Here is a 24957-nt window from a genome sequence, read left to right on the forward strand (position 1 = left end):
ATGGGATTCGCGCGTACGTGCTCGGTGGCGCTGGTGGGCGTCGAAGGAGTGGTCGTCGAGGTCCAGGCCGACCTGGAGCCGGGAATGGCGGCCTTCACACTGGTGGGGCTGCCGGACAAGAGCCTGACCGAGAGCCGGGACCGGGTACGGGCGGCGGTCGTCAACTCGGGTGGCGAGTGGCCGCAGAAGAAGCTCACCGTGGGCCTCAGCCCGGCGTCCGTGCCCAAGGCCGGCTCGGGCTTCGATCTCGCCGTGGCCTGCGCGGTGCTCGGCGCCTCCGAGCGGATCGACCCCCGGGTGCTCGCCGACATCGTGATGATCGGCGAACTCGGACTGGACGGCAGGGTGCGCCCGGTCCGGGGCATCCTGCCCGCGGTGCTGGCGGCGGCCGACGCCGGCTACGAACAGGTGGTGGTGCCGGAGTGCGCGGCCGCCGAGGCCTCCCTGGTGCCCGGTGTGTCGGTGCTGGGGATCCGCAGCCTGCGGCAGCTGGTCGCCGTGCTCACGGACGAACCGGTGCCCGACGAGGAGCCGGACCAGCTGGGGCGCCCGGATCCGCTGCTGGCCGGGCTGCGCGTGCCCGGCACCGGAGCGGCCACCGGCATGCACAGCCCGGGCGCCGCACAGCACGGCCACGACCACGACCTGGCCGACGTGGTGGGCCAGACCTCGGCCCGCACGGCGGTGGAGGTCTCGGCCGCCGGCGGCCACCACCTGTTCCTCGAGGGACCGCCCGGCGCCGGCAAGACCATGCTCGCGGAGCGGCTGCCGGCCGTGCTGCCCCGGCTCACCCGACAGGACTCGCTCGAGGTCACCGCGGTGCACTCGGTCGCCGGGCTGCTGCCGCCGGGCAAGCCGCTCATCGACGTCGCGCCCTACTGCGCCCCGCACCACTCGGCCACGATGCAGTCGCTCGTCGGCGGCGGACCGGGCGTCGCCCGGCCCGGCGCGGTGTCGCTGGCCCACCGGGGCGTGCTCTTCCTCGACGAGGCGCCCGAGTTCCACGGTCAGACCCTCGACGCCCTCCGGCAGCCCCTGGAGGCCGGGCACGTGGTGATCGCGCGCAGCGCCGGTGTGGTGCGCTTTCCCGCCAGGTTCCTGATGGTGCTCGCCGCCAATCCCTGCCCGTGCGGACGGTTCTCGCAGCGGGACTCGCTGTGCGACTGCCCGCCGTCCGCGATCCGCCGCTACCAGGCCCGGCTTTCGGGGCCGCTGCTCGACCGGGTGGACCTGCGCGTCGAGGTCGACCCCGTCACCCGCGCCCAGCTGACCGCGCCCGGCGCCCGCGGCGAGTCCACCGCCACGGTCGCCGACCGGGTCAGGGCGGCGCGGGAGCGCGCGTCCGCCCGCCTCGCGGGCACCCCCTGGCGCTCCAACAGCGAGGTCCCCGGGCGTGAACTGCGCAGCCGCTGGCACGCGGCGCCGGGAGCCATGGACGAGGCCGAGCGCAATCTGGAGCGCGGGGTGCTCACCGCGCGCGGGCTCGACCGCGTTCTGCGGGTCGCCTGGACCGTGGCGGACCTCGTCGGCCGGGGCCGTCCGGACGCGACGCACGTCGCCCTGGCCCTGCAACTGCGCACCGGCGTCCCGCGAGGCGTTCCGATGGCCATCGGGGCGCCGGCATGAGGGCCGCGGACGCCCCGGACGCCGAACGGCTCGCCCGGGTCTTCCTGGCCCGGGTGCTCGAGCCGGGGGACGAGGCCGGCGGGCGGTGGGTGCGGGAGCTCGGGGCGGTGGAGGCGGCCGGGCGGCTGCGGGAGGGCGGGCCGCAGCCCGCCGGGGTGACCGACAAGCGGTGGGCCGGGCTCCGGGCCCGGGCCCGGCAGGCCGAGCCGGAGCGGGACCTCGCGGTCGCCCAGGAGGCCGGGGTGCGGTTCGTGACGCCGGGGGACGGCGAGTGGCCGGGGCAGCTCGACGATCTGGGGGACGCCCGGCCCTGCGGACTGTGGGTGCGCGGGCGGCCCAGTCTGCGGATGTGGGCCCTGCGCTCGGTCGCCGTCGTGGGAGCCCGCGCCTGCACCGAGTACGGCGCCCACATGGCGGCCGTGCTCGGCGCGTCGCTCGCCGAGCACGGCTGGGTGGTCGTCTCCGGCGGTGCCTACGGGGTCGACGGCGCCGCGCACCGGGGCGCGCTCGGAGCCGGCGGAGCCACCGTGGCGGTCCTCGCCTGCGGCGTCGACCGGCCCTACCCGCGCGGACACACCGAGTTGATCGGCAGGATCGCGGAACAGGGACTGGTCGTCGGGGAGTTGCCGCCCGGCGATCACCCGACGCCGAGCAGATTCATCGTCCGCAACCGTGTCATCGCCGCCCTGACCAGGGGCACCGTGGTCGTCGAGGCCGCCCATCGCAGCGGCTCGCTGGTCACCGCGCGGGCCGCGCAGCGGCTGGGCAGGCACACGATGGGCGTACCCGGACCGGCCACGAGCGGCCTGTCCGCGGGGGTGCACGAACTCCTGCGGGGCGACGCCGTGCTCGTCACCGACGCCGCGGACGTCATCGAGCTGGTCGGCGACATGGGGGAGCTGGCCCCCGACCGGCGCGGGCCCGTGCTGCCCCGCGATCTGCTGGACCCGGGCGCCCGGCGCGTGCTGGCCGCGCTGCCCGGGCGCGGCACGGCACCGCCCGGTGCGATCGCCCGGGGCGCCCAGACCACCCCGGACGACGCGATCGCGAGGCTGTACGAACTCCGATCACTCGGTTACGTCGAACGACATGGCGACGGCTGGAAGTTGACACGCCAGGCGGTGACCGCCGCCCGCGGAGGCGGGAGCCGATGTCGGCCGAGCGTGTTCGGCCGTCCGGGGTAGGCCCGAGACCTGTGCAAACGCCCGGAGTTGAGGTTCTGCGCCGGTCACGCACGGCAACCCCCGTGACTCGGTGGGACGCACTGAGGAACGTATCTGCGCACGAGGCACGGGCCCTTCTTCGCTCACCGCGACACCACAGTCACGCTACGCTCACGAGGATCCCGACGCAGACAGGCATCTCGATATCAGACCGACAGCTCACCCAGGCACCCCCACTTCACAGCAGAACGGCACAAGGCGACGAATGCCCCAGCACACCTCCGGGTCCGACCGGGCGGCGATCCCCCCAGCCGCCCGTGACGGTGGCAGCGTGCGGCCGCCCGCTCCCTCGACGCTCGACGAGCTGTGGCGCTCGTACAAGGACACGGGGGACGAGCGGCTGCGGGAGCAGCTGATCCTGCACTACTCGCCGCTGGTCAAGTACGTGGCGGGACGGGTGAGCGTCGGTCTGCCCCCCAACGTCGAGCAGGCCGACTTCGTCTCGTCCGGGGTGTTCGGGCTCATCGACGCGATCGAGAAGTTCGACGTCGAGCGCGAGATCAAGTTCGAGACGTACGCGATCACGCGGATCCGCGGCGCCATGATCGACGAGCTGCGGGCGCTGGACTGGATCCCGCGGTCCGTGCGGCAGAAGGCCCGGAACGTGGAGCGGGCGTACGCGACCCTGGAGGCGCGGCTGCGACGGACGCCCTCGGAGGGTGAGGTGGCCGCCGAGATGGGCATCGCGGTCGACGAGCTCCACGCGGTCTTCAGCCAGTTGTCGCTGGCCAACGTGGTCGCCCTGGAAGAGCTGCTGCATGTGGGCGGTGAGGGCGGCGACCGGCTCAGCCTGATGGACACGCTCGAGGACACCGCGGCCGACAACCCCGTGGAGGTGGCCGAGGACCGGGAACTGAGACGGTTCCTGGCGCGGGCGATCAACACGCTGCCCGACCGGGAGAAGACCGTCGTCACCCTCTACTACTACGAGGGCCTCACGCTCGCCGAGATCGGGAACGTGCTGGGCGTGACCGAGAGCCGGGTCAGCCAGATCCACACCAAGTCGGTGCTGCAGCTGCGGGCCAAGCTGGCGAGCTTCGGTCGCTGAGGCACGTGACTCGCCCCCCTCGGGGGTGGTCCGTCCGTAAAGTGGTTGACGTGCCAAGGATTCGAGCGGCCTCCGTGGCCGAGCACCGGTCGATGCAGCGGGCCGCCCTGCTGGACGCGGCCCGGTCGTTGCTGTCCGAGGGCGGGACCGAGGCGCTGACCTTCCCGGCCCTCGCCGAGCGGACGGGGCTCGCGCGGTCGTCCGTGTACGAGTACTTCCGGTCCCGCGCGGCGGTCGTCGAGGAACTGTGCGAGGTCGACTTCCCCGTGTGGGCCGCGGAGGTCTCGGCGGCGATGGAAGGGGCAGAGACGGCCGAGGCCAAGGTCGAGGCGTATGTGCGCCGGCAGCTGGAGCTGGTGGGGGACCGGCGGCACCGGGCCGTCGTGGCGATCTCCGCGAGCGAGCTCGACGCGGGCGCCCGGGAGAAGATCCGGGCCGCGCACGGCGGGCTCGTGGCGATGATCGTCGAGGCGCTGTCGCGGATGGGGCACCCGGAGCCGCGGCTGGCCGCGATGCTGCTCCAGGGGATGGTGGACGCGGCCGTGCGGCGGATCGAGCTGGGGGCGGCCGAGTCGCCGTCGGCGATCACCGATGCGGCTGTCGGCATGGCGTTGCGGGGTCTCAAGGGCTGAACGCCGTGGGCCGCGGCGGGACCTGAGCGCAGTAGAGCCGGGCCGGGACCTGAGCGCAGTAGAGCCGCGCCGGGACCTGAGCGCTGTGGGCCGCGCCGGGGCCCCTGGCCTGCCCGTGCCGACGCGGGACCGTCACCCGCCCGCCCGTGCCGACGGGGGACGCCCCCCGCCCAGCCGCCCGCCCGCGCCGACGAGGTGCCTCCCCTCTGATGAACGGAGCGGCCTCCCCTCTGATGAACGGAGCGGCCTCCCCCGTGATGAACGGATGGACCCCCTGATGAACGCGGGGAGCCTCCCCCTGGTGAGCGAGGGTGCCTCGCTCACCTGAGCGGGGCGTTTCCCTCGGCGAGAGGGGCAGCCGCAGCCCCGTGTCCGCCGGCCGGGGGCAGGGGGACGCCCAGTACCGGCAGCAGTCTCGGCGGGGGCCGGTGCAGCAGCCCTGGTGGCAGGAGCGCAAGCGGGTCGAGGTAGGTCCTCGCTCTCAGCAGGCCCCAGTGCACACACGTGACCGCGCAGTGCGGAGCCATCGGCTCCACCGTCCCCACCACCTGTCCCGCCCGCACCTCGTCCCCCTTCCTCACCGACGCCTTCACGGGTTCGTACGTCGTACGCACGTCCGTGCCCGTCAGTTCCACCGAGACCACGCCCCGGCCGGCCACCCGGCCGGCGAAGGAGATCCGGCCGGGTGCCACCGCCCGTACCGGAGCGCCGGGCGGGGCCGCCAGGTCGATGCCCCGGTGGCCGCGGCCGTAGAGAGTCACCGGAGGCTCCCAGCCCCGCAGGACCTCGGGACGGGTGCCCACCGGCCAGGCGCGGCCGATGGCCGGGACGGGCCGGGCCGGCGGCGGGACGGGAGGCGGGGTGTCCGCCCGGGCCCACGGGGCCACGACGGCCAGAGCCAGGGACAGCGGCACCGCCCACCGCAGCGGCACCGCCCACGACAGCCGCGCACTTCGTTTCGCTCGCATGCCGCAACCGTCCCGTATCCACCGTGATCACGGCCGGGACCTGTGGACCGCCGCGCGGTTGTGGACAGCGGCGTCACCCGCCACCCCGCCGGTCCCGTACACTTCTTCTGGCGATCCGGGTCACCGGGTCGACTTCGCACGCCCCGACATCAGGTGGTCACACACCGGTGTCAGCGCCCCTCGGTCCTTCGTGGCACGGCGCACGCGGGCGTCAGGCGCGGGAGCCGTCCGGCCCCCGCGGCACAACCGAGAAACCCAAGGAGAACGGCCATGGCCGTCGTCACGATGCGGGAGCTGCTGGAGAGCGGCGTCCACTTCGGTCACCAGACCCGCCGCTGGAACCCGAAGATGAAGCGCTTCATCTTCACCGAGCGCAACGGCATCTACATCATCGACCTGCTCCAGTCGCTGTCGTACATCGACCGCGCCTACGAGTTCGTCAAGGAGACCGTCGCCCACGGCGGCACGGTCATGTTCGTCGGCACGAAGAAGCAGGCGCAGGAGGCCATCGCCGAGCAGGCCACCCGCGTCGGCATGCCCTACGTCAACCAGCGCTGGCTGGGCGGCATGCTCACCAACTTCTCCACCGTCTACAAGCGTCTGCAGCGCCTCAAGGAGCTCGAGCAGATCGACTTCGAGGACGTCGCGGCGTCGGGTCTGACCAAGAAGGAGCTCCTGGTCCTCTCGCGTGAGAAGGCCAAGCTGGAGAAGACCCTCGGCGGTATCCGCGAGATGCAGAAGGTGCCCAGCGCCGTCTGGATCGTGGACACCAAGAAGGAGCACATCGCGGTCGGCGAGGCCCGGAAGCTCAACATCCCGGTCGTCGCCATCCTCGACACCAACTGCGACCCCGACGAGGTCGACTACAAGATCCCGGGCAACGACGACGCGATCCGCTCCGTCACCCTGCTCACCCGTGTGATCGCCGACGCGGTCGCCGAGGGCCTCATCGCCCGCTCCGGTGTCGCCACCGAGGGCAAGGGCGAGAAGGCCGCGGGCGAGCCGCTCGCCGAGTGGGAGCGCGACCTGCTCGAGGGTGAGAAGAAGGCCGACGAGGCGGAGAAGCCCGCCGAGGCTCCGGCTCCTGCCGAGACTCCCGCCGCCGAGGCCCCCGCCGCCGAGGCCCCGGCTGCCGAGGCTCCGGCCACCGAGGCCCCCGCCACCGAGGCTCCGGCCGCGGACGCCGAGCAGGCCTGACCGTCAGCGTCCTGAAGTTGACGGCGGGAGCGGTACCGCATCCGGCGCCTTCGGCGCGGTGTGAAAGCCGCTCCCGCCGTTCACCCGTAGGTCGGCGGAGAGCCAGCGGCCCCGACTGCATGGGTCCGTGGACCCCGTAGATCTTCGATCTTCCAGACTTCGAGAAAGACTCAAAGACTCATGGCGAACTACACCGCCGCCGACGTCAAGAAGCTTCGTGAGCTCACCGGCGCCGGCATGATGGACTGCAAGAAGGCGCTGGACGAGGCCGAGGGCAACGTCGACAAGGCCGTCGAGGCGCTCCGGATCAAGGGCCAGAAGGGCGTCGCCAAGCGCGAGGGCCGCTCCGCCGAGAACGGCGCCGTCGTCTCCGTCATCGCCGAGGACAACTCCGCCGGCGTCCTCGTCGAGCTGAAGTGCGAGACGGACTTCGTCGCCAAGGGCGAGAAGTTCCAGGCCGTCGCCACCGCGATCGCCGAGCACGTCGCCAAGACCTCCCCGGCCGACCTCGAGGCCCTGCTCGCCTCCGAGATCGAGGCCGGCAAGACCGTCCAGGCGTTCGTGGACGAGGCCAACGCCAACCTCGGCGAGAAGATCGTCCTGGACCGCTTCGCGCAGTACGCCGACGGCTTCGTCCTCGCGTACATGCACCGCACGATGCCCGACCTGCCCCCGCAGATCGGTGTCCTGGTCGAGCTCGACAAGCCCAACGCCGAGATCGCCAAGGGCGTCGCCCAGCACATCGCCGCCTTCGCGCCGAAGTACCTCTCCAAGGAGGACGTGCCGGCCGAGGTCGTCGAGTCCGAGCGCCGTATCGCCGAGGAGACCACCCGCGCCGAGGGCAAGCCCGAGGCCGCCCTGCCGAAGATCGTCGAGGGTCGTCTGAACGGCTTCTTCAAGGACGCCACGCTGCTCGGCCAGCCGTACGCGCTCGACAACAAGAAGTCGGTCCAGAAGGTTCTGGACGAGGCCGGTGTCACCCTGAAGCGTTTCACGCGCATCAAGGTCGGCATCTGAGTCCGTGCCGCGAGCGGCGCCCCGGCCCGATAGGGTCGGGAGCATCGTCCGGTACGCCGGCACGCGCGCGTGACGGGCGACAGCAGATCTGACGAGGAGGCCATTGCCGAGCATGGGTTGCGCACGACACCCCGGCGGCAATGGCCTTCTTCGTATGTGCACCACATGAAAGAGGCGGGATCTCGATGACCACCAAGGCCCAGAAGAGCGACGACGGCAAAGTACCCGGTCGGTTTCTGCTGAAGCTGTCCGGTGAGGCCTTCTCCGGCGGCGGGGGCCTGGGCGTCGACCCCGACGTGGTGCACAAGATCGCCCGTGAGATCGCGTCCGTGGTACGCGACGGCGCGCAGATCGCGGTCGTCATCGGCGGCGGCAACTTCTTCCGCGGCGCCGAGCTCCAGCAACGCGGCATGGACCGGGCCCGCTCCGACTACATGGGCATGCTCGGCACCGTCATGAACTGCCTCGCCCTGCAGGACTTCCTGGAGAAGGAAGGCATCCAGTCCCGGGTGCAGACCGCCATCACCATGGGCCAGGTCGCCGAGCCCTACATCCCGCTGCGTGCCGTGCGGCACCTGGAGAAGGGCCGTGTGGTCATCTTCGGCGCCGGGATGGGCATGCCGTACTTCTCCACCGACACCACCGCCGCCCAGCGCGCCCTGGAGATCGACGCCGAGGCGCTGCTGATGGGCAAGAACGGCGTGGACGGGGTCTACGACTCCGACCCCAAGCGCAACCCGGACGCGGTCAAGTTCGACTCCCTCGGCTACGGCGAGGTCATCACCCGCGACCTCAAGGTCGCCGACGCCACGGCCATCACGCTGTGCCGCGACAACAAGCTCCCGATCCTCGTCTTCGAGCTCCTGGCGGAGGGCAATATCGCGCGTGCCGTCAAGGGTGAGAAGATCGGCACGCTTGTGGGTGACCGCGGCGGCCGGGACTGACAGGCAACACGGACGGACCCTGACCGGGGGATGGACAATGTCCCGCAGGTCGGGAACCGTTCAGGAAGAAGACGCGACGCAGCCGGCCGCCGCCCCACCAAGGAACCGCAGCCGGGCCTTACTCAAGACACGCAGGAGCAAGTGGTGATCGAAGAGACCCTCCTCGAGGCCGAGGAGAAGATGGAGAAGGCCGTCGTGGTCGCCAAGGAGGACTTCGCCGCGATCCGCACCGGTCGTGCGCACCCGGCGATGTTCAACAAGATCGTGGCCGACTACTACGGCGCGCCGACGCCGATCAACCAGCTGGCTTCGTTCTCCGTGCCGGAGCCGCGCATGGCGGTCGTCACCCCGTTCGACAAGTCGGCCCTGCGCAACATCGAACAGGCGATCCGCGACTCCGACCTCGGCGTCAACCCGAGCAACGACGGCAACATCATCCGAGTGGTGTTCCCGGAGCTCACCGAGGAGCGCCGCCGCGAGTACATCAAGGTCGCCAAGGGCAAGGCGGAGGACGCGCGCGTGTCCATCCGTTCGGTCCGCCGCAAGGCCAAGGACGCGATCGACAAGCTGATCAAGGACGGCGAGACCGGCGAGGACGAGGGCCGCCGTGCGGAGAAGGAACTCGACGACACCACGCACAAGTACGTGGCCCAGGTCGACGAACTCCTGAAGCACAAGGAAGCGGAGCTGCTCGAGGTCTGATGAACGACTCTTCCTGGGGAACGCCGCCGCACACCGGTTCACAGGCCGGGTACTGGGGGCCGTCGGACCAGGGGCCTGTCCAGGGGGCTGCCCCGGCGGGTCCCGCGTACGATGCGCCTGAGGCGCAGCAGACTCGCCCCATGCCCATCGTGCCCGAGGGACCCGCGTACGGCGGTGACCAGGATGACGACCGGGGGGCCGCTCGGCTGAGCGGCCCCTTGTTCCGCGACGAGACGCCGCAGTCCCCGCCCTACGGGGCGGTGCGGCAGAATCCGGAGCCCATGCCCGACGCCCCGCAGCCGTCGCCCCCGCCGCAGAAGAAGAGCGCGGGTCGCGACCTGAGCGCGGCCATAGGGGTCGGCGTCGGGCTCGGCGTGGTGATCATCGCGTCCCTGTTCGTGGTCAAGGCCCTCTTCGTCGGGGTCATCGCCGTCGCCGTCGTGGTGGGCCTGTGGGAGCTGACCAGCCGGCTCCAGGAGCGCAAGGGCATCAAGGCGCCCCTGGTCCCGCTGGCGCTCGGTGGCGCGGCGATGGTGGTCGCCGGATACGTCCGGGGCGCCGAGGGCGCCTGGGTGGCGATGGCGCTCACGGCGCTGGCGGTACTCGTCTGGCGAATGACGGAACCGCCGGAGGGCTACCTCAGGGACGTGACGGCCGGCGTCTTCGCCGCGTTCTACGTACCGTTCCTGGCCACGTTCGTGGCCCTGATGCTGACGGCCGGGGACGGCCCCTGGCGGGTGCTGACCTTCCTGCTGCTGACGGTGGTCAGCGACACCGGCGCGTACGCCGTCGGCTGGCGTTTCGGCAAGCACAAGCTCGCCCCGCGCATCAGCCCCGGCAAGACCCGGGAGGGACTGCTCGGTGCGGTCAGTTTCGCGATGGCGGCGGGCGCGCTGTGCATGCAGTTCCTGATCGACGACGGCGCCTGGTGGCAGGGCCTGCTCCTGGGCCTCGCGGTCGCCGCCAGTGCCACGCTGGGCGACCTCGGCGAGTCGATGATCAAACGCGACCTGGGCATCAAGGACATGGGCACGCTGCTGCCCGGGCACGGCGGCATCATGGACCGGCTGGACTCGCTGCTGCCGACGGCGCCCGTGGTGTGGCTGCTGATGGTGCTCTTCGTGGGATCCGGCTGACGGCACGGGAGGTCCCGCCCGCTCGACGGCGCCGCCGCCCGCCGGGCGGACGATCTCGCAGGACCGCTGCGCGTTCCGGCCGGATGTCAGTGGCGTCTGGGACCGTGTACGTCGTGGATGAACTCGTCGAACGTGTCGATGCTCAGGACCGGGTGCTGGGAGTGGTCAGCCGGAAGGAGGCCGTCCGAGCGGGCTGGCTGCACCGGGTCGGCGTGGTGGTGTGCCGCGACCGGCAGGGTCGCTTTCTCGTCCATCGGCGTGCCGAGCGGCTGTCCCGTTTCCCAGGCCACCACGAACTCGGCGTCGGGGGCGCTGCGGGGGTCGGCGAGTCCTATGAGCAGGCCGCTGCCCGCGAGCTCGGTGAGGAGCTGGGGGTGCGGGCGGCAGTGCGTCCTCGGTTCACGTTCCTCAACCGGGTGGGGCTCAGCCCTCACTGGCTCGGGGTGTGCGACGCCGTGCTCCCGGAGACCGTCGTCCCCGACCCGGAAGAGGTGGCCTGGCACGGCTGGCTGACCCGGTCCGAACTGCGGCGGAATCTGCAGCGGTGGACGTTCACTCCCGACAGCCGAGAGATCTTCGACCGGTATCTCGCACACCGCCCTGACCCGGCGCCTCCGCGGAGAGGGAGCGACTGAGCCGGGCCGGAGGAAGGAAGCCGCCGCGGAGGAAGGAAGCCGCCGCGCAGTCGTTCCGAGCGGGAGGAGAAAGTCCCTAGACCGGTCGGCCTCCCGCACGTTCCCACTGGGCCTCGTCCCATTCCACGTACTCGATCCGGACGCCACCCGGCAGCTCGGCAGTCAGGTTCCTGCCCGTGGGAACGGCCTGCGGACCGCGCACGATCCGCGCTCCGGTCCGCTCGAGCAGCGCCCGGCACGCGTCGAGGTCATCGATGACGAGCGTGGCGACCGTCGCCCTGTAGGGCTCCAGCACCCGCTCGTCGCCCGCCACCACCAGAACGCGGCCGACGGTGGCCAACTCCAAGCCGTTCGGCATCGCGAAGCGGCTGCCGACCGGCTCACCCGTCACCGTGGCGAGCGGTGCCAGCACCGCGTCCAGGTCGTCGGCGTAGGCGCGGGCGTAGGTACGGAAGATACGCATGATCACCGACAAGGCCCCGAGAGACACGGGTATTCCCCTCCTGCTCCGGAGCAATCACGTCCTGCTCCGGAGCAATCACGCTGCCCCGACACACAGCCCCAGGCCACCCCATTCGATCTGCGACACTGGTACAGCCATGCCAAAGCCCGGAGAACTGGCAGCGAGCGGGCAGCGAAAAGCCCCCTACCAGCGCGTTCGACGCGGATAGGGGGCCTGGTTCGGGTCACTGGGCCGTCTCTGGGCCGTCAGGCTCGCGCGGGGCCGGGAGAAGCACCCGATCCACGGCCTTCCTCGTACGCTCCTGACTCGACGGCATCAGGTGCGCGTACACCCGGAGCGTCAGCCCGGGGTCGGAGTGCCCCAGGTACTCACTCACGGCCTTGATGCTCTCCCCGGCGTCCAGCAACACCGACGCGTAGAAGTGCCTCAGCGCGTGCATGCCGTGCTCACGGGCTGACTCGTACTTGCCGTCTTCCCCTGCTTGCGCGATCAGTCCGGCCGTCGCAAGGGCGGGCTTCCACTCCTGGATGTTGAAGTTGCTGCGCCACACGAGCCCGCTCGCGGTGTTCGTGAAGAGGAGGCGAGCCGATACCTTCGGGCCGTCCGGCTTGCGCCACGGCAACGTGATCTCGACCGGCTTGCACGCGTCCATGTGGGCGCGAAGGGCTTCGGCCACCGATGGGGGCAGCGGCACGTCCCGTTCCTTGTTGCACTTGGGCGGGGCGAACACGGCCTTCCCTCGGATGAGCTTCACTTGGCGGACGACGCGCACCACGCCGCCCTCGAAGTCGATCGCGTCCTCAGCGAGACCGACGATCTCACCTTGTCGAAGCCCACACCCTGCACCCATGTCGACCATGGACCGGTACCGTTCGGGGAGCGCGGCGCGGACCGCCTGAACCTGACCGGGCAGCCAGGGCACAACTCGGCGCGGCTGAGACGCTGGCGGACGGACCGACTTCGCGGAGCATGGGTTCCGAGGCAACAGCCCGTCGTCAACGGCAGCACTGAGCACGGCTCGTACGTCGCCATAGATGTTTCGCGCGTACCCGCTGCTCACGGCAGGATCCTGCTCCAGCGCGCCCACGAGGCCGCGGATGTGCTCGGGACGGAATGAGTCCAGGGGCCGCGAGCCGATCAACCGAAACGCGTGCAGGCGCAGCCTCTGTTCGATCACGACCTGACTGGCGGGGTCGATGCCGTGAGTCTTGAGCCATTTCTCGGCGTAGCTCTTGAAGGTGATTCGAGCAGCGCGAGGGTCGATGTACTGACCGCGCGACATGTCCGACGCGATGTCGATGAGCCACTGTTCCGCGAGACGCTTCTGTCGGTCTGGGAAGCTCTTGGACTTCTCGGTGCCGTCCGGGCCGATGTAACGGGCGCGGTAGCGCAGGCCTGTGCCGTGACGCTCGGTTTTGACCTTGACCGGCTTGCCGTTCGTGCTCGCCTCGGTCCTGTACCAGCGGTCTTGGATGTGTCCGGCCATCAGGCGGCGGCTCCCCTCAGCTGGGAGTCGACCCAGGCGCGCACGTCGTCCGGGTCGAAGCGGAGATGCCGGCCGACGCGGAAGCCGCGGGGACCGGTGCGCTTGCGGCGCCACTGGTAGACCGTCTCGACGCTGGGCAGCTCGAACATCTCCACCAGGTCGTCAGGGGTCAGGAAGCGGTTCGGGAGCGCCGATGCCATGGTCACCACTCCCTTTCGTCGGCCAGCGTGCGGAGTTCCTCGCGGGCGGTTTCGCGGTTGAGCTGGAGGTTGCGGGCGATGGTGGCGGCGAGGGCGGATTCGCCGGGGGTATGGCCGTGTCCGGCGTACTGCCAGTCGGCCAGGATGAGGACGGTGTCAGGCTCGATGTCGTCCAGGCTGAGGGCGGCGCGTTCCTGCGCGGCGCGGAAGTCGGCCCGTACCTGGCGGAGAGCGCCGAGCGTGGTGGAGTAGCGGCGCGACTTGGAGGAGAAGTGGCCGCGGAAGCCGAGCATGTGCGCCCAGGCCCACAACCGCCGGTCGGGATACAGCGGGTCGAGGTCGCGGCAGGCGGTGATCAGGCGGCGGGCGTGGTCGGGGACGCCGTGCCGGTCGAGTTCGGCGAGTTCGCCGATGCGGCGGTCCAGGGTGCCGGTGTTCTCGGCGGCTTTGGTGGCGTACTTGGCGACGTAGGAGGCGACGGCCTGCTCGGTGAGGTCGGAGCTGTCCCCGAACGCTTTCACCGGGCGGATGTCGAGTTGCCGTCCCCAGCGGAAGGTGCGGGCGGGCTGCTCCCCGGCCGCGGGGACGCTGACGCTGGTGTAGGAGTGTGCGGCGGCGGCGCGGATGGCGTCGGTGAGCAGGTCGGTGCTGGCCCAGGCGGGCGGCGCGGAGTCGGGTCCGTCCGGTCCGTCGAGGCGGATCACGGCATGGAAGTGGACGGCGCCGCGCTTTTGGAACTCGGCCACCTTGCCGTAGGAGACCCGACAGACCTCCTTGAGTTCGCGTTGGGTCAGTCCGGCGCGGGCGGCGATCTCGCGGCGCAGCCGGTTGGCCAGGCGCACCCACAGCTCGCCCGCATGGTTGTTGAAGAGCACGGCGCCCGCGTAGTCGTAGGTAGCCGGGTCGAGGGCGCTGCCGAGGGCGGGATCGTCGGCGGCATGCCGGATGCCGCAGCGGCAGGCGCCTTGGTCGGGCCGGTTGTGGACCGGGCCGAACGAGGGGGCGGTGAGGGTGGCGAACACCCGGGGGTGATCCCGGACCGTGGCCGGGACGTCCTTGTTCTCATCTCCGGCCAGGCCCGCGCGCATCAGGTGGTAGGTGTCTCCGGCGTATGTCCAGGCGCAGGACGGGCAGCGGGAGGCGCGCCGGTTGCCGCAGGCGACCCGGATCCGTCCGCCCGGCTCGCGTTCGGTGGAGTAGTGGTGCAGGAGTGCGCCGGTGGTCTTGTCCTTGTGGGTGACCCAGCCGGTGAGGTGGATGGGGTCGGCGCAGCCGCCGGTGCGGCGGATCTGGTCTTGCCAGCGGTCGAAGCCGTCGGACCCGGCCACCCGCAGCGCGTCGCCGAGGGTGATCGGGTCCAGGCCCGCGAAGGTCGCGGTGTCGGTCATGCGCGGCCCCCGGCGAGCTGAACGGCGGGGGTGAGGATGGTGCCGTGACCGTCGCAGACCGGGCAGTCGACAGTGAGCGTGTGCAGGTGACCTTGCGTGTCACGGCCGCCGGAGGCTATCGCGGCGGAGGCGAAGCCGTCGCAGTTCGGGCAGATCCGCGGGGTCGGGGTGGTGGCCGGGGTCGGGCCGGTCATGATGGTGGTTCCTTCCGGATCGTTGGTTCGGAGTGGAGTCGGCGCCCGGGCGGCGGAGACTTGGCGGTTTCAGGGCCGCCCGGGGGCCGGTCAGCGGTGCTTGGTCTCGGAGGCGAGCAGGGAGCGCAGGACGACGGCGACCACGGCGACGGACATGCCGGTGATGGCGACCGCCAGGAGCAGCGAGACCAGGACGGCGCCGACGATGAGGACGACGGCGGTGCCGCCGCCGACGAGGGCGAGCACGGTGCCGGGGGTGAGCTGGACGACCGGCCGGGACGGCGCCACAGGCACCGGGGCGGGCGGCGGAGGCGGGGCCGGTGTGCCGGGGACGACGGTGGTCGGTTCGATGACGGTGGGCGGCGTGGTGACGCCGGTCGGCGCGGGCATGGTCGGGATCTTCGGGCGAAGCATGGGTGAACTCCCTTCTGGGGTGGGCTACTTGACGAAGCTGTTGATGGCGGGGGCGAGGACGCTGTCAGCGAGGAGGAACCCGCCGAGCAGGAGCACGGCGATGAGCCAGGCGGGCGGGCGGATGAGCTTGACGCCGAGGTAGCCGACGACGAGCAGGGCGAGCCAGAGCGGAACCTGCATGGCGGTGTGCTCTCCTTTCAGCGGACGCGGCAGCGGTGGGTGCGGGCGGCGAGCTGGGCGGCGGACTGGGTGGTGTAGTCGGCGGACCAGCCGCAGTTGTCGGCGGTGCACACGGCCGCGTGCCGGGTCTGGCCGCGGCGGTCGCGGTGGGTGCCGATCTGGACGGGGCCGATGCTCATCACGGAGTGGAAGAAGTCGCGGGCGGGCATGGCTGATCAGTCCTTCCGGGTGGGGTCGGGGAACCGGGCGCGGATGCTCAGGGCGGCGGCCGGGTCGTCGGTACGGCGCGCGGCTTCTTCGGCGAGCAGGTAGGCGAGGTGGGGGCGCCCGGCGGCGGCCATCTCCCGTGCTCCGTCGAGGTAGTCGGCGGCCGTCAGGTCGGCGGGATCGCGGGTCATCTCTGTCTCCTCCGTTCAGGTGAGTTGGGCGGCGATGGCGTCGGCGAGGTGGGGCGGGACGCCGAGGCGGGCGCGCAGGGTGTCGGTGTCGATTGGGGTGCCGGTGCGGGTGTGGTGGTCGGCGGCGACCTTGCGGGCGTGGGCGACCAGTGCGGCCGGGACCGGCACCGCGGGCGGAGCGTCGGCGGCGGGCAGGGCCGGGGTGTCATCGGCGGCCGGGACCGGCTCCGGGACGGGAGCGGGGTTCGGCTCGGGGGCGGGTGCGGGGGTGGGGGCTGCGGGCGCCGGCGGAACCGGCACCCGGTCCCCGGCTGGTGAGGGTGAGTGGGCAAGTAGGGTGCCGCCGAGGAAGGCCAGCGCGGGCCATCCGGCGACGCCGAGGCGGAGCAGGGCGGGCGGTGCCGCGAGGTCGAGGAATCCGGCGGTGGCGATGTTGGCGCCGAGCGAGGCCACCAGCGCGACCAGGAACCAGCACCAGGCCAGCAGGGAGGGGCCGTCCGCGCGCAGCCGTCGCCAGGCGGCGACCATCAGCAGGTCCACGCTGATCGGATAGGCCCAGGCTTTCCACCCGTCCTGTCCGGCCGCGGCGGCGAGGTCGTGCAGGTGGGCAAAGGACAGGGCTCCGGCGATCACGGCCTGTACGAGGACGGCGTCCGGGCGGATCGTGCGGGACATGACGTCACCTCCTTCGGTTCAGAACAGGGGCAGTTGCGCGTGTGAGGCGGCGGGGCTTGTAGCCGGGGCGGTCCGGGTGGCGTCGAGGACCCGGGAGCGCCAGCGCATCGCGTAGTCGAGGCAGTTGGCGCAGTTCTTGTGCGGGTGGCCGGGCAGGGCAGGGCGGTGGCGGGCGTGGGAGCTCCAGGCGGCGGAGTCCGCGGAGGCCAGCAGGTGACCGACCTTGGCCAGGCCGAGGGTCTTGAAGCCGAAGCCGTGCAGGCGCAGCCCATGTGCGGCCATGGCGGTGACGATGGCGGCGCCCTGGTGGGTGGACTGCAACCGGCACACCGAGCCCAGCCCCACCGTGGGCTCACGGCGCAGGTCGACCCCGGCCCGCTCGTACAGCTCCAGGCAGCGTTCGTACTCGGGGATGGTGCGGCCCTGAAGGACGGGGATGATGCGCAGGTCCGGGGCGAGGGCGCGCAGGTCGAGGAAGTTGGCGACGGTGCGGCGCTGATGCTCCAGCACGCTCAGGTGGGTGCCGACGAAGTGCAGCGGCCCGGCCGTGCCGCCGTGGATGATGAGGTCCTCGCACATCCAGTCTTGTGGGGCGGCCCAGTCGTAGGGGCCGACGTGCTCCCAGATGCGGCGCAGGTCCTCCACGTACCGGCGCGGGCTGCGCGTCCACCGGCCGTGGCGCTGGAGTTCGGTGAAGCCGCCGGAGTCCACCCCGTATGGGCCGCGAGCTTCATACAGCGTGCGGGCCGCGGCGAAGTGCTCCGCCTTCAAAAACAGCGGATGGTCGGTGAGCTTGATCCAGTGCCTTTTGTGGGTGGTCAGGTAGAACCGCATCCGGGAGCCTCCCTCACACAGCCGGGGCGCTGCCGGTGCCCCAGCAGGCCAGGCACAGCGCGGCCTGCTGGTCCTCGGTGGCGCGGCCCTTGCGGGCACCGACGCGGACGGTTTCGGTGATCTCACCAGCGCCCTTGCAGTCCGGGCACTTCCTGGGCCGGGGCGTACGGCGGGTGGCGGGCTTCTTCGCAGCGGTCACGGCGTCCACCCCTCACCCGGGTACTCCGGCCCTTCGATGGGGTTGGAGCCGGGCAGCTCCGGCAGGGACGCGGCCAGGGCGCCGCCCACCACGTCGGCGAATTTCTGATCAGCGCCGAAGGTGTAGGCGTAGAGGGCGAGTTGGCCGAGCATCACCACGGTGCAGGCGAAGTCCTCGCAGTCAGGGCACATGACGGGTGATCTCCTTTCGGGCATGGCTGTGGTAGGGACCTGGCACGAGGCGGTCGCGCCGACCGGGAAACGGGGTGGGTCAGGTGGTGGCCGGGAGGGACTCCACGGCCGGGGCCACCTCGGCAGGTGCGGGGATGCCGAGCACGGGGCGGAAGGGGGCCAGGGCGGGCAGGTCGGGGGTGCGGTCGGCGTGCCGGTTGCAGGTGTTGACGGCTTGGCGCAGCGAGGTGTGCGGGGCGCGGATGCGGGCCCAGCCGCCGGTCGAGTCGCCGGTCACGGCGACGCCGGGCATGTCGGTGGGGATCTGGATGGCGGCCAGCACGGCATCCGGGGCGATGTCGCCGAAGGCCATGTTCGCCGACGATTCGTCATTGACGCGGTGCGCGGTACGGCCGGTGAGCTGGGCGCGGAGCATGGTGATGCCCTTGCCGAGTTCGGAGCCGAAGCGCTGCCCGCAGATCTCCAGATAGATCCCGGCGGCGCGACCGAGCTGGGCGAGCCGGGCGAGCGCGGTGATGATCCGGTCCCGGCGCTTCTCCTCCTCCCGGTTGGCATACAGGGCGAGTTCGGCGACCTCGTCCACCAGGACCACGACCGGCACCGGCCGCAGATGGGCGGGCAGGCTCCAGATGTCGGCGGCGATCTCCGCATCCGGCACGTCCGCGGTGATCCGCTGCTCAGCGCGGATCAGCTGATACACGCCCTCCATGTGCGCCACGAGCGCGTCCAGGAGGTCGGCGGCCGTGTCCGGGCTGTCGGCCAGCGCGGAGAACCGGCGCGCCAGCGGGAACAGCTCCACCCCCTGTTTGCAGTCGATGCCGACCAGGGCGACCTCCAGCGGGGCCAGCCCGGCGACCAGGTTGCGCTGATACACCGACTTACCCGACTCCGTCGCGCCGAGGGTGAGGGCGTGCGGCACGGCCCGGTAGTCGCGGTAGTGCACGGCACCGTCCTCCCGCAGCGCGACCGGCACCCGCATCGGCCCGGTGGTGGTGCGGACGGGCATCTGCACCCGCTTGAGCACGTCGTAGCCGGTCATCCGCACCTCGACCACGCCGGAGCGCAGCTCACGGGAGGTGACGCCGTACATCGCGAACGAGTGCCGCAGCCGGTCACACGAGGCGGCCACGTCGAAGGCGTCCTGACCGGGCCGCAGCCCCAGCCGCAGCACCAGGCCGGTCCGGGTCGGCCGTATCCGCAGGACGCGCGGGGCACGCGGGCCGGGGACGGGCCGGTTGGCGGCACGGGCCAGGGCCAGACGCCAGCGCGAGGGCGGAACGGTGAGCCCGCAGGCGTCCATGACCGAGCCGTAGCGGACCACCACCCGCAGCATCGCCAGCAGCGCGCCGAAGGCGAGCCAGTACCAGGCCGGGCGCCGCCACCGCAGAAGACCCGCAGCAGCGGCGACCAGCACCAGCGCGACCATGAACCAGGTCATGGCTCAGGCCGCCTTCGACTGCGCGGCCGTCTCGACCAGCGAGGTGACCGCGACCGCGCGGAAGGCGATCCCGTGCCGCTTCTGGCCGTTGAACTCGTTCTCCCACGGCCGGGCAATCAGGCCCGTGAGGGCGACCGGGGTGCCCATGGCCAGCTCGCCGGAGATGCCCGGCTCGGGGACGGTGATGGACAGGATCTCGACCTCGTCGTTCGCCGCGAACATCACATCGACCGTCATCAGCGTCGCGCCGGTCTCGGCGTCGGTGGCGATCTCGCCGGTACGGCGGTCCTTGACCTTGGGCTGCGGGTTCTTGGCGACCATCACAGTCGCGGTGGAAGTGTCGACGGGGATCTGACGCATGATGGAACTTCCCTTCAGAGGGACGGGAGCGGCGTACTTGCTTGGCGGTGGGTCGCCGCTCCTGTGCTGACGTTGGGCCCGGCGACGAACGCGCGGGCGTTGCGTTCCTAACTGGTGCGCACCAACAGGCTGCATCTGGTGCGCACCAGATGTCAAGCTGTGTCGCGTTCCGGCGTTCTCAACTCGCCTTCTTGCGACACTTCCAGGGAACCGCGCAGCTCAACTCTCCGGTAGCCAACAGAGGTTCACGACAGCACAGTTAAGACCTCTGTTAACCCCTCCCGACCTGCGTCGATGTGAGGCATGCTGGAGTTACGGATCAGGAATCACATGCAGGGCGGTGCAGGTGAGTAGCGGACTCCGAACGGTGCGGAACGCGCGCGAGTGGTCGCAAGAGCGCTTAGTCCGCGAGATCGAGAAGTACGCGCGTCAGCACAGGCTCTCCATCGCGTCGACGGCGAGCCTGCGCGTGTACGTCTCGGAGTGGGAGAACGGCAAGAGGCGGATCAGCAATCACTACGCGAAGATCCTTCGGGCTCTACTCGGCGTTACGGACGACGAGTTGTACGGCAGGCACATGGCTCCAGCCCCAGCGATCGAAGCCGATGGATACGACGAGCTGGTGACCCGGATCGATGCCGCACGAAACGTCAGTCTCACCATGGTCAAGACATTCATGGATCAGACCGAGCTGCTGCGAACAGTCGACCGCCAGATGGGGGCAGCAAGCCTTATCGACCAGATGACTGGCCACCTCTCCACCCTGGAAGACGCGCTGACCTTTGCAGTACTCCCCGAGACCCGGCGCCCTGTCGCTCGCGCTCTTGCTGGAGCAGCGACACTCGCAGCCTGGCAGGCCCTCGATGTCGGTGCCGTCGAACGTGCCTGGCGCAACTACGAGTTGGGCAAGCGGGCAGCGAAGGAAGCCGAGGAGCCGATGTACCTCGCGCACGCCATGGCCGAGCAGGCGTACGTGCTCTGCGACGCTGGCCGTCCTGCAACCGCGGTCGAGCTCGTTCGCGATGCGCAGCGCGTCGGCGGAACGATGATGTCCCCACGGCTCCAGGCTTGGTTGTACGCAGCCGAGGCGGAGATCTGCGCCAAGGCCCGGATGCCTGAAGAGTGCCGGCGGGCGCTCGACAAGGCCGTGCGTCTGCTTCCGCACGGTGAGGAAGCCCGGGACCCAGACATGTTGAGTATCTTCCTCAACCAGGGGCACCTAGCCCGGTGGCGTGGCAACGCGCTCGCCCTGCTCGGGGACGACGACGCTGTCGACAACCTGTACGTCGCACTGGATTCCGCAGATCCGACCTTCGTTCGAGCTACGGCCGGACTGCGATGCGACCTCGCGCAAGCCCATCTCGCGCGCGGCGAATACGACCAGGCGCACGAACATCTACGACAGGCCCGGTTGCTGGCCAACCAGACCGGCTCAGTGCGTCACCGGCGGCGCGTTGAGCAGCTCACGCAGCGGTTGTAGGCGAGGGCCCAGCGGTCCGCGATGCCAGTACGTGCAGGAGTGCAACGAGCGTTCCGGACCCCATCAGCTGGTCACGTTCCATGAGTGCGGGGATGTCAGCGAGCGGCACCCAGGCCACGTAGCCAGACTCTTCAATGTCGGTCGGGTCGCCGACGTGCTCAGCGCCGCGGCCTACGAAGATCTCGTGCGGTGAATCGACCATGCCCACCATCGGCTGGTAGGTGATGACGTGCTTAAGTGCATCCGGCCGCCAGCCTGTCTCTTCCTCAACCTCGCGCAGTGCCGTGTCAGCGGGGTCTTCGCCGTCATCCACGATGCCGCCCGGGAGCTCCCAGCCGAAGGACCCCGGGACGAAGCGGTAGCGCCAGAGCATGAGCACGCGGTCTTTGTCATCGAGGACCGCGGCGATTGCGACGTGATGGAGCCGAACGAGGTGATGCTCGAACCGCTCGACACCCGGCGGCTCAACGTCGACGAGGCTCAGCTTCACCCACCGGTTGTCGTACACCGTCCGCTCACCGTGAATCTGCCACGGCTCCAGGTCCGTCGGAGCTTGGATGATGGCCGACCGGTCCGGCACTCGATAAGAACTTCGGCCGTGCACCTCGATGACACGCTCGTTGACGAGCTTGGCCAGCACTTGACGGAGCGCCGTACGGCCAATGCTCAGCTCTTCGGACAGGGTCCGCTCAGAGGGGAGCTTGGAACCTGGCGCGTACCTGCCTGCCGCGATCCACTCACGAATCGTGCGGTACACCCGCTCCGACTTCGGTCCCATTCCCCGAGCACACTCCCTGAGGTCATCGACTGGCACGCACCAGCGTAGCCGTCGGCCCGCGCAGCCAACAGGGACGATCACACCGGAGCTGGTCAGGTACGCATCCATGCCCGGCGATGTCGGGCAACCGCGTAAACCTGATCAACTTGGGTCGCATCGAGCTTCCCGGAGAGGGGCCCGAGGGCGGACACCTGCCGTTCCTCGTAGATGTGTACGGCGTACTGCGTGGCGGCTCGGTCCAAGGAGTCGATGTCAACAAAGACGAGCACGGGTTCCACCGGAACCGCGAACCCGCAATGCCGTTCCAAGATCTTTTGGACGTAGGAGGCTTCTGCCTTGCTGGCCGCCGCGTACGGATGCGGTGAGCCACCGTTGATCTTGGCCATCGTGTCGCCGATCCAGACCGACGCCCCCGGGTGTCGCTTGGTGTTGACGCTGAAGACTCCGCCCGAGCCGATCAGGAGATGATCGATGTCGCCACCCCTGCCGTTCGGGACACCGTGAAGCACCCGCCAGCCATGCGCCGCGAGCCGCTCTAACTCACGACCTACGCGCCGCTCACCGGCAAGACCGCTGTAGTAGGAATCCCAGTCTGAGGAGCGCCCCCGCGCCTTGCCCCAGAGCCGTCGTATCGCCGAAGGCCCACGGGCAGCCATGGCCTCAAGCAGCCCGGCGCCGGGGCGATTCTGGGCAAGATCATCGGCCACGGTCAACGGAGGCAGCTTCTCCACCCGGCGATTCGGAGGCGTGGGAGAGGACACGGGCCGCTGTCGCGATGGCGCTTCGGGCTCACCGGGCGCGGTTGGTCGCGGCGCGCCCTGGTCAATCGTGGCCCCCTCCCCGAGGTGTTGCTTGAGGAGAGCTACGGCCTCAGCGCGGTACTTCTGGACTTTGATCGTGATGACCTTTGTGGCCCTGTCTGCCCATGCGACGGCCGTCCCGTCGGGCAGGTTGACGTAGAGCCGATCCCGTCCATGCCGCCTCCATGGGTTGACCGTGAGATCACTCATTGGCTCCGCCCTCGGTGTCCGCCGCCCCTATAGCCATGGGAGCAGCCGTCACACCCCCGGACAAGAGCGCCCCTGCGGTGGGAATTTCTCTACATCATCAAGGCCCGCGCACGGCGCGGGCGCGCGCCGCCTCTGCGGCGCGGCCTGCCTCCTGTCTGCGCCCCGGCTGGCCGCGCCCGGCGGCGCGCTCGGCGGCTGCGGGCATGAAGTGGGAGACACCCTCTGTGGCTGGGCGGTCGGCTCCACGGCTTTAGGCAGCCACTTTGGGGCGAGCCTCGAAGATCATGGCCCCAACGTCGTGCTTTAACGGGCAGGTCCACAGACTGCCCGACGCGCCGGAAGCTTACGGGGCCATGATCACTCGCGCCAAAGCAGCTCGACTCTGGTGCGTAATTCGGTTGTCAGCCTGCGAGTTGGTAGTTGAGCTGGGTGAGGCGGCTGCTGCGGGTGCGGTCGAGCGGGTGCCCGCTCCAGTAGGCGTCGAGCCGGACGATGTTGATCGCGGTGGCGGAGAAGGCGTGCTGGAGGCGGACCTTGGGCAGGCCGCGGTAGCGGGCGCGGCGGATCCCGGTGACATCAAGGGCCTGATTGATCGTGGCTTCCACCCCGGCCCGTAGCTTGTACCGCTCCTTGAAGTCGTCGCTCTTCTGTGCGGTGCGGGCTGTCTCGAGGGTCTCGTGCAGTTCGCGGGGGCGCAGGGTGAGCATGCGGACGCCGCGCCGGGAGGCGGTGCACTGCTGCTGGACCGGGCAGGCGTGGCAGCAGGCGCGGGAGAACTGGACGACGATGGCGTCCTTGCCATGCTGGGTGACCGGGAACCAGCCGTCGCTCGTCTGCCCGGTCGGGCAGCGGACCTGCCGCATGTTCCAGTCGACGGTGAAGGCGCTCTTGGCGAAGCCGGCCTTCGCCTTGGCCTGCGGCGAGTGATCGAGCAGGGCGGGAGTGACCATGGTGATGCCCTGCCCGGCGGCCTCGTGGATCAGGTCGGCGGAGGGGTAGCCGGAGTCCAGGTAGTGCTCGCCGGGCTTGACCCGGCGGTCTGCCAGCCGTTTCTGGATGGGGGCGGTGGCCTTCACGTCCGGCACCGCGGCGTGCGTGGTCATCACATCCGTGATCAGGTTCGGCATCACTGCGTCCGCCGCCGTGTCCACGGCTTCGGCTTCGGCTGGAGCATGGCAGGTCTCCGTCAGGTGGACCTTGTACCCCAGCCAGAACAGGTCCTCGCCCTTGGCTGCCCAGCGGGCGTCCGCGTCGTAGGGGGAGGCCAGGCGGATACTGCCGGGCGGGACGCCGTCCGTCTCGGCCTCCCGCTTGCTGACCACCTCCTTCCCGCGACTGGTGGTGTGCACGTAGAACGTTTGCACCAGGACCTGCCGCAGCAGCGCCACCGCCTCGATCTCGCGGATCCACGGCGGGGCGTCATCCGCCCAGGCGGCCCGGCACAGGGCGAGCGCGTCCTGGCCGAAGACCAGCGCGAGCCGGTCGCGTTTGGTCTTGGACGAAGGCATCGTCCATCCGTTGACGCGTTCGCCGTAGCGGTGGGCGAACTCGGCCACGTTCACACTCCGGGCCAGCCAGGTGGGTGCGGCGACGGCCAGGGCTTCCAGGGCCGCGCGGACGCTCTCCCCGGCCAGCTCGGTGCGGTTCAGGTCGCGCACCGCGCTGATGACATGGGTTGCGTCGGTCCGCTGCTTGCCGCCGGCCGCGACCAGTCCGGCCTGGCGGCAGTGCTCCAGCAGCCGGTCGAAGACGGTGCGTTCCAGGCCGTGCTCGCTCAGGCGCGCGCGGAAGCGGGACAGCACGGTGTGGTCGAATCCGGTGTCGCCGAGCTCCATCCCGAGGCCGTATTTCCAGTCGATGGCGCGGACCGCCATCGCCGCGGCCTGCCGGTCGGTCAGGTTCTCGGCGAACTGCAGCACCGTCACCAGCGCCAAGGCCCCCGGCGAGGTCCCGGGTGCCCCGCGCACCCCGAACGCCTCCGCGAACGGCGCATCCGCGAAGACCTCAGCGAGCTGGTCCCGCACCCGTATCGCCAGGCTGCCGTGCGGGAACGCGGCGCGGGCCACCGCCGCGGTCTGCTCAGGAACCGGCGGCAACCCCTTGGACTGCATCGACATCTGCATCCTCCCCGACGGACGCAC

General features: G+C 70.7%; 30 protein-coding genes. 11 read left to right on the forward strand and 19 right to left on the reverse strand.

The annotated features are described in order from the left end of the window. The 4 genes from ACJ9NR_RS27990 (at position 1) to ACJ9NR_RS28005 (ending at position 4529) form a co-directional block, all read left to right on the forward strand. Complete coding sequence (locus ACJ9NR_RS27990; protein ID WP_412492203.1) at positions 1 to 1626, forward strand: YifB family Mg chelatase-like AAA ATPase; 1626 nt, start codon at positions 1 to 3, stop codon at positions 1624 to 1626. Continuing rightward, entirely contained in the window at positions 1623 to 2810 is a 1188-nt protein-coding gene (dprA, locus tag ACJ9NR_RS27995; RefSeq protein WP_412492202.1) for a DNA-processing protein DprA, read from the forward strand. Before ACJ9NR_RS27990 ends, dprA begins: the two co-directional genes overlap by 4 nt. A 244-nt stretch (positions 2811 to 3054) precedes the next feature. Continuing rightward, entirely contained in the window at positions 3055 to 3897 is an 843-nt protein-coding gene (gene whiG, locus ACJ9NR_RS28000) for an RNA polymerase sigma factor WhiG (RefSeq protein WP_412492201.1), read from the forward strand. 74 nt (positions 3898 to 3971) lie between these two features. Next, positions 3972 to 4529, forward strand: a complete 558-nt coding sequence (locus ACJ9NR_RS28005) for a TetR/AcrR family transcriptional regulator (protein WP_412492399.1) — start codon at positions 3972 to 3974, stop codon at positions 4527 to 4529. Positions 4530 to 4849: 320 nt separating this feature from the next. Here ACJ9NR_RS28005 and ACJ9NR_RS28010 read toward each other — a convergent pair whose 3' ends face one another. Beyond that, entirely contained in the window at positions 4850 to 5497 is a 648-nt protein-coding gene (locus ACJ9NR_RS28010) for a murein hydrolase activator EnvC family protein (protein WP_412492200.1), read from the reverse strand. A 270-nt stretch (positions 5498 to 5767) separates the two neighbouring features. Between ACJ9NR_RS28010 and rpsB the strand changes: the two genes are divergently transcribed. The 6 genes from rpsB (at position 5768) to ACJ9NR_RS28040 (ending at position 11128) form a co-directional block, all read left to right on the forward strand. Further along, the gene (gene rpsB, locus ACJ9NR_RS28015; protein ID WP_412492199.1) at positions 5768 to 6694 is read left to right on the forward strand and encodes a 30S ribosomal protein S2; all 927 of its coding nucleotides are present in this window, start codon (positions 5768 to 5770) and stop codon (positions 6692 to 6694) included. Between the two features lie 180 nt (positions 6695 to 6874). Beyond that, on the forward strand, positions 6875 to 7711 hold the full coding sequence (tsf, locus tag ACJ9NR_RS28020; RefSeq protein WP_412492198.1) for a translation elongation factor Ts: 837 nt from the start codon (positions 6875 to 6877) through the stop codon (positions 7709 to 7711). A gap of 185 nt (positions 7712 to 7896) precedes the next feature. Then, positions 7897 to 8655 (forward strand): UMP kinase, encoded by a 759-nt coding sequence (gene pyrH, locus ACJ9NR_RS28025; RefSeq protein ID WP_412492197.1) that lies wholly within the window; start codon positions 7897 to 7899, stop codon positions 8653 to 8655. A 144-nt stretch (positions 8656 to 8799) separates the two neighbouring features. Next, positions 8800 to 9357: a ribosome recycling factor gene (gene frr / locus ACJ9NR_RS28030; RefSeq protein WP_313743722.1), complete on the forward strand. Its 558-nt coding sequence runs from the start codon at positions 8800 to 8802 to the stop codon at positions 9355 to 9357. Then, on the forward strand, positions 9357 to 10493 hold the full coding sequence (locus ACJ9NR_RS28035) for a phosphatidate cytidylyltransferase (protein WP_412492196.1): 1137 nt from the start codon (positions 9357 to 9359) through the stop codon (positions 10491 to 10493). The genes frr and ACJ9NR_RS28035 overlap by 1 nt, the downstream gene beginning before the upstream one ends. Before the next feature lie 83 nt (positions 10494 to 10576). Continuing rightward, the gene (locus ACJ9NR_RS28040) at positions 10577 to 11128 is read left to right on the forward strand and encodes an NUDIX domain-containing protein (RefSeq protein ID WP_412492195.1); all 552 of its coding nucleotides are present in this window, start codon (positions 10577 to 10579) and stop codon (positions 11126 to 11128) included. Positions 11129 to 11204: 76 nt separating this feature from the next. On the opposite strand, the gene ACJ9NR_RS28045 is transcribed toward ACJ9NR_RS28040, so the two are convergent. From ACJ9NR_RS28045 to ACJ9NR_RS28115, 15 genes are all read right to left on the reverse strand, one after another. Then, complete coding sequence (locus tag ACJ9NR_RS28045) at positions 11205 to 11618, reverse strand: VOC family protein (RefSeq protein ID WP_412492194.1); 414 nt, start codon at positions 11616 to 11618, stop codon at positions 11205 to 11207. A gap of 196 nt (positions 11619 to 11814) precedes the next feature. Further along, complete coding sequence (locus ACJ9NR_RS28050; protein WP_412492193.1) at positions 11815 to 13077, reverse strand: tyrosine-type recombinase/integrase; 1263 nt, start codon at positions 13075 to 13077, stop codon at positions 11815 to 11817. Beyond that, positions 13077 to 13277 (reverse strand): helix-turn-helix transcriptional regulator, encoded by a 201-nt coding sequence (locus ACJ9NR_RS28055; RefSeq protein WP_412492192.1) that lies wholly within the window; start codon positions 13275 to 13277, stop codon positions 13077 to 13079. Before ACJ9NR_RS28055 ends, ACJ9NR_RS28050 begins: the two co-directional genes overlap by 1 nt. Before the next feature lie 2 nt (positions 13278 to 13279). Beyond that, positions 13280 to 14665 carry a replication initiator protein RepSA gene (gene repSA / locus ACJ9NR_RS28060; RefSeq protein WP_412492191.1) on the reverse strand — a complete coding sequence of 462 codons (1386 nt, stop codon included), beginning with the start codon at positions 14663 to 14665 and terminating at the stop codon, positions 13280 to 13282. Then, positions 14662 to 14859 (reverse strand): hypothetical protein, encoded by a 198-nt coding sequence (locus ACJ9NR_RS28065; protein WP_412492190.1) that lies wholly within the window; start codon positions 14857 to 14859, stop codon positions 14662 to 14664. Before ACJ9NR_RS28065 ends, repSA begins: the two co-directional genes overlap by 4 nt. A gap of 90 nt (positions 14860 to 14949) precedes the next feature. Then, entirely contained in the window at positions 14950 to 15273 is a 324-nt protein-coding gene (locus ACJ9NR_RS28070; protein WP_412492189.1) for a SpdD-like protein, read from the reverse strand. A gap of 24 nt (positions 15274 to 15297) precedes the next feature. Then, positions 15298 to 15453 carry a hypothetical protein gene (locus tag ACJ9NR_RS28075; RefSeq protein ID WP_386418491.1) on the reverse strand — a complete coding sequence of 52 codons (156 nt, stop codon included), beginning with the start codon at positions 15451 to 15453 and terminating at the stop codon, positions 15298 to 15300. A gap of 17 nt (positions 15454 to 15470) precedes the next feature. Next, the gene (locus ACJ9NR_RS28080; RefSeq protein ID WP_412492188.1) at positions 15471 to 15662 is read right to left on the reverse strand and encodes a mobile element transfer protein; all 192 of its coding nucleotides are present in this window, start codon (positions 15660 to 15662) and stop codon (positions 15471 to 15473) included. Between the two features lie 6 nt (positions 15663 to 15668). Next, on the reverse strand, positions 15669 to 15851 hold the full coding sequence (locus ACJ9NR_RS28085) for a hypothetical protein (RefSeq protein ID WP_412492187.1): 183 nt from the start codon (positions 15849 to 15851) through the stop codon (positions 15669 to 15671). A 15-nt stretch (positions 15852 to 15866) separates the two neighbouring features. Next, a complete protein-coding gene (locus ACJ9NR_RS28090; RefSeq protein WP_412492186.1) occupies positions 15867 to 16526 on the reverse strand; it encodes a DUF2637 domain-containing protein in 660 nt (219 codons plus the stop codon). 18 nt (positions 16527 to 16544) lie between these two features. Continuing rightward, positions 16545 to 17360 (reverse strand): deazapurine DNA modification protein DpdA family protein, encoded by an 816-nt coding sequence (locus ACJ9NR_RS28095; RefSeq protein WP_412492185.1) that lies wholly within the window; start codon positions 17358 to 17360, stop codon positions 16545 to 16547. A gap of 13 nt (positions 17361 to 17373) precedes the next feature. Beyond that, positions 17374 to 17559, reverse strand: coding sequence for a hypothetical protein (locus tag ACJ9NR_RS28100; RefSeq protein WP_412492184.1), 186 nt, complete (start codon positions 17557 to 17559; stop codon positions 17374 to 17376). Continuing rightward, a complete protein-coding gene (locus ACJ9NR_RS28105) occupies positions 17556 to 17750 on the reverse strand; it encodes a hypothetical protein (protein WP_412492183.1) in 195 nt (64 codons plus the stop codon). Before ACJ9NR_RS28105 ends, ACJ9NR_RS28100 begins: the two co-directional genes overlap by 4 nt. A gap of 79 nt (positions 17751 to 17829) precedes the next feature. After that, positions 17830 to 19188, reverse strand: coding sequence for an FtsK/SpoIIIE domain-containing protein (locus ACJ9NR_RS28110; protein ID WP_412492182.1), 1359 nt, complete (start codon positions 19186 to 19188; stop codon positions 17830 to 17832). Between the two features lie 3 nt (positions 19189 to 19191). Then, entirely contained in the window at positions 19192 to 19548 is a 357-nt protein-coding gene (locus tag ACJ9NR_RS28115) for an SCO3933 family regulatory protein (RefSeq protein ID WP_412492181.1), read from the reverse strand. A 346-nt stretch (positions 19549 to 19894) separates the two neighbouring features. Between ACJ9NR_RS28115 and ACJ9NR_RS28120 the strand changes: the two genes are divergently transcribed. Next, on the forward strand, positions 19895 to 21028 hold the full coding sequence (locus ACJ9NR_RS28120; protein WP_491074826.1) for an NsdA family TPR-like regulatory protein: 1134 nt from the start codon (positions 19895 to 19897) through the stop codon (positions 21026 to 21028). On the opposite strand, the gene ACJ9NR_RS28125 is transcribed toward ACJ9NR_RS28120, so the two are convergent. The 3 genes from ACJ9NR_RS28125 to ACJ9NR_RS28135 form a co-directional block, all read right to left on the reverse strand. Further along, positions 21012 to 21806, reverse strand: coding sequence for an NUDIX domain-containing protein (locus ACJ9NR_RS28125; protein WP_412492180.1), 795 nt, complete (start codon positions 21804 to 21806; stop codon positions 21012 to 21014). The genes ACJ9NR_RS28120 and ACJ9NR_RS28125 overlap by 17 nt on opposite strands. A 92-nt stretch (positions 21807 to 21898) precedes the next feature. Further along, the gene (locus ACJ9NR_RS28130; RefSeq protein WP_412492179.1) at positions 21899 to 22537 is read right to left on the reverse strand and encodes a nuclease-related domain-containing protein; all 639 of its coding nucleotides are present in this window, start codon (positions 22535 to 22537) and stop codon (positions 21899 to 21901) included. A gap of 680 nt (positions 22538 to 23217) precedes the next feature. Further along, the gene (locus ACJ9NR_RS28135) at positions 23218 to 24933 is read right to left on the reverse strand and encodes an IS1182 family transposase (RefSeq protein ID WP_412492178.1); all 1716 of its coding nucleotides are present in this window, start codon (positions 24931 to 24933) and stop codon (positions 23218 to 23220) included. Between the last annotated feature and the right edge of the window lie 24 nt (positions 24934 to 24957).

It is taken from the genome of Streptomyces sediminimaris (assembly GCF_047049295.1).
Classification (GTDB): domain Bacteria; phylum Actinomycetota; class Actinomycetes; order Streptomycetales; family Streptomycetaceae; genus Streptomyces; species Streptomyces sediminimaris.

Bases quoted from the DNA above. Each gene is read 5' to 3' on its own strand.
- ACJ9NR_RS28125 (WP_412492180.1), bottom strand. From the start codon at position 21,806: ATGGGACCGAAGTCGGAGCGGGTGTACCGCACGATTCGTGAGTGGATC.
- ACJ9NR_RS28035 (WP_412492196.1), top strand. From the start codon at position 9,357: ATGAACGACTCTTCCTGGGGAACGCCGCCGCACACCGGTTCACAGGCC.
- repSA (WP_412492191.1), bottom strand. From the start codon at position 14,665: ATGACCGACACCGCGACCTTCGCGGGCCTGGACCCGATCACCCTCGGC.
- ACJ9NR_RS28090 (WP_412492186.1), bottom strand. From the start codon at position 16,526: ATGTCCCGCACGATCCGCCCGGACGCCGTCCTCGTACAGGCCGTGATC.
- dprA (WP_412492202.1), top strand. From the start codon at position 1,623: ATGAGGGCCGCGGACGCCCCGGACGCCGAACGGCTCGCCCGGGTCTTC.
- ACJ9NR_RS28075 (WP_386418491.1), bottom strand. From the start codon at position 15,453: ATGCAGGTTCCGCTCTGGCTCGCCCTGCTCGTCGTCGGCTACCTCGGC.
- ACJ9NR_RS27990 (WP_412492203.1), top strand. From the start codon at position 1: ATGGGATTCGCGCGTACGTGCTCGGTGGCGCTGGTGGGCGTCGAAGGA.
- tsf (WP_412492198.1), top strand. From the start codon at position 6,875: ATGGCGAACTACACCGCCGCCGACGTCAAGAAGCTTCGTGAGCTCACC.
- ACJ9NR_RS28065 (WP_412492190.1), bottom strand. From the start codon at position 14,859: ATGACCGGCCCGACCCCGGCCACCACCCCGACCCCGCGGATCTGCCCG.
- ACJ9NR_RS28070 (WP_412492189.1), bottom strand. From the start codon at position 15,273: ATGCTTCGCCCGAAGATCCCGACCATGCCCGCGCCGACCGGCGTCACC.
- ACJ9NR_RS28055 (WP_412492192.1), bottom strand. From the start codon at position 13,277: ATGGCATCGGCGCTCCCGAACCGCTTCCTGACCCCTGACGACCTGGTG.
- ACJ9NR_RS28115 (WP_412492181.1), bottom strand. From the start codon at position 19,548: ATGCGTCAGATCCCCGTCGACACTTCCACCGCGACTGTGATGGTCGCC.
- ACJ9NR_RS28080 (WP_412492188.1), bottom strand. From the start codon at position 15,662: ATGCCCGCCCGCGACTTCTTCCACTCCGTGATGAGCATCGGCCCCGTC.
- ACJ9NR_RS28085 (WP_412492187.1), bottom strand. From the start codon at position 15,851: ATGACCCGCGATCCCGCCGACCTGACGGCCGCCGACTACCTCGACGGA.
- pyrH (WP_412492197.1), top strand. From the start codon at position 7,897: ATGACCACCAAGGCCCAGAAGAGCGACGACGGCAAAGTACCCGGTCGG.
- ACJ9NR_RS28110 (WP_412492182.1), bottom strand. From the start codon at position 19,188: ATGACCTGGTTCATGGTCGCGCTGGTGCTGGTCGCCGCTGCTGCGGGT.
- rpsB (WP_412492199.1), top strand. From the start codon at position 5,768: ATGGCCGTCGTCACGATGCGGGAGCTGCTGGAGAGCGGCGTCCACTTC.
- ACJ9NR_RS28040 (WP_412492195.1), top strand. From the start codon at position 10,577: ATGTCAGTGGCGTCTGGGACCGTGTACGTCGTGGATGAACTCGTCGAA.
- ACJ9NR_RS28095 (WP_412492185.1), bottom strand. From the start codon at position 17,360: ATGCGGTTCTACCTGACCACCCACAAAAGGCACTGGATCAAGCTCACC.
- ACJ9NR_RS28010 (WP_412492200.1), bottom strand. From the start codon at position 5,497: ATGCGAGCGAAACGAAGTGCGCGGCTGTCGTGGGCGGTGCCGCTGCGG.
- whiG (WP_412492201.1), top strand. From the start codon at position 3,055: ATGCCCCAGCACACCTCCGGGTCCGACCGGGCGGCGATCCCCCCAGCC.
- ACJ9NR_RS28050 (WP_412492193.1), bottom strand. From the start codon at position 13,077: ATGGCCGGACACATCCAAGACCGCTGGTACAGGACCGAGGCGAGCACG.
- ACJ9NR_RS28135 (WP_412492178.1), bottom strand. From the start codon at position 24,933: ATGTCGATGCAGTCCAAGGGGTTGCCGCCGGTTCCTGAGCAGACCGCG.
- ACJ9NR_RS28105 (WP_412492183.1), bottom strand. From the start codon at position 17,750: ATGTGCCCTGACTGCGAGGACTTCGCCTGCACCGTGGTGATGCTCGGC.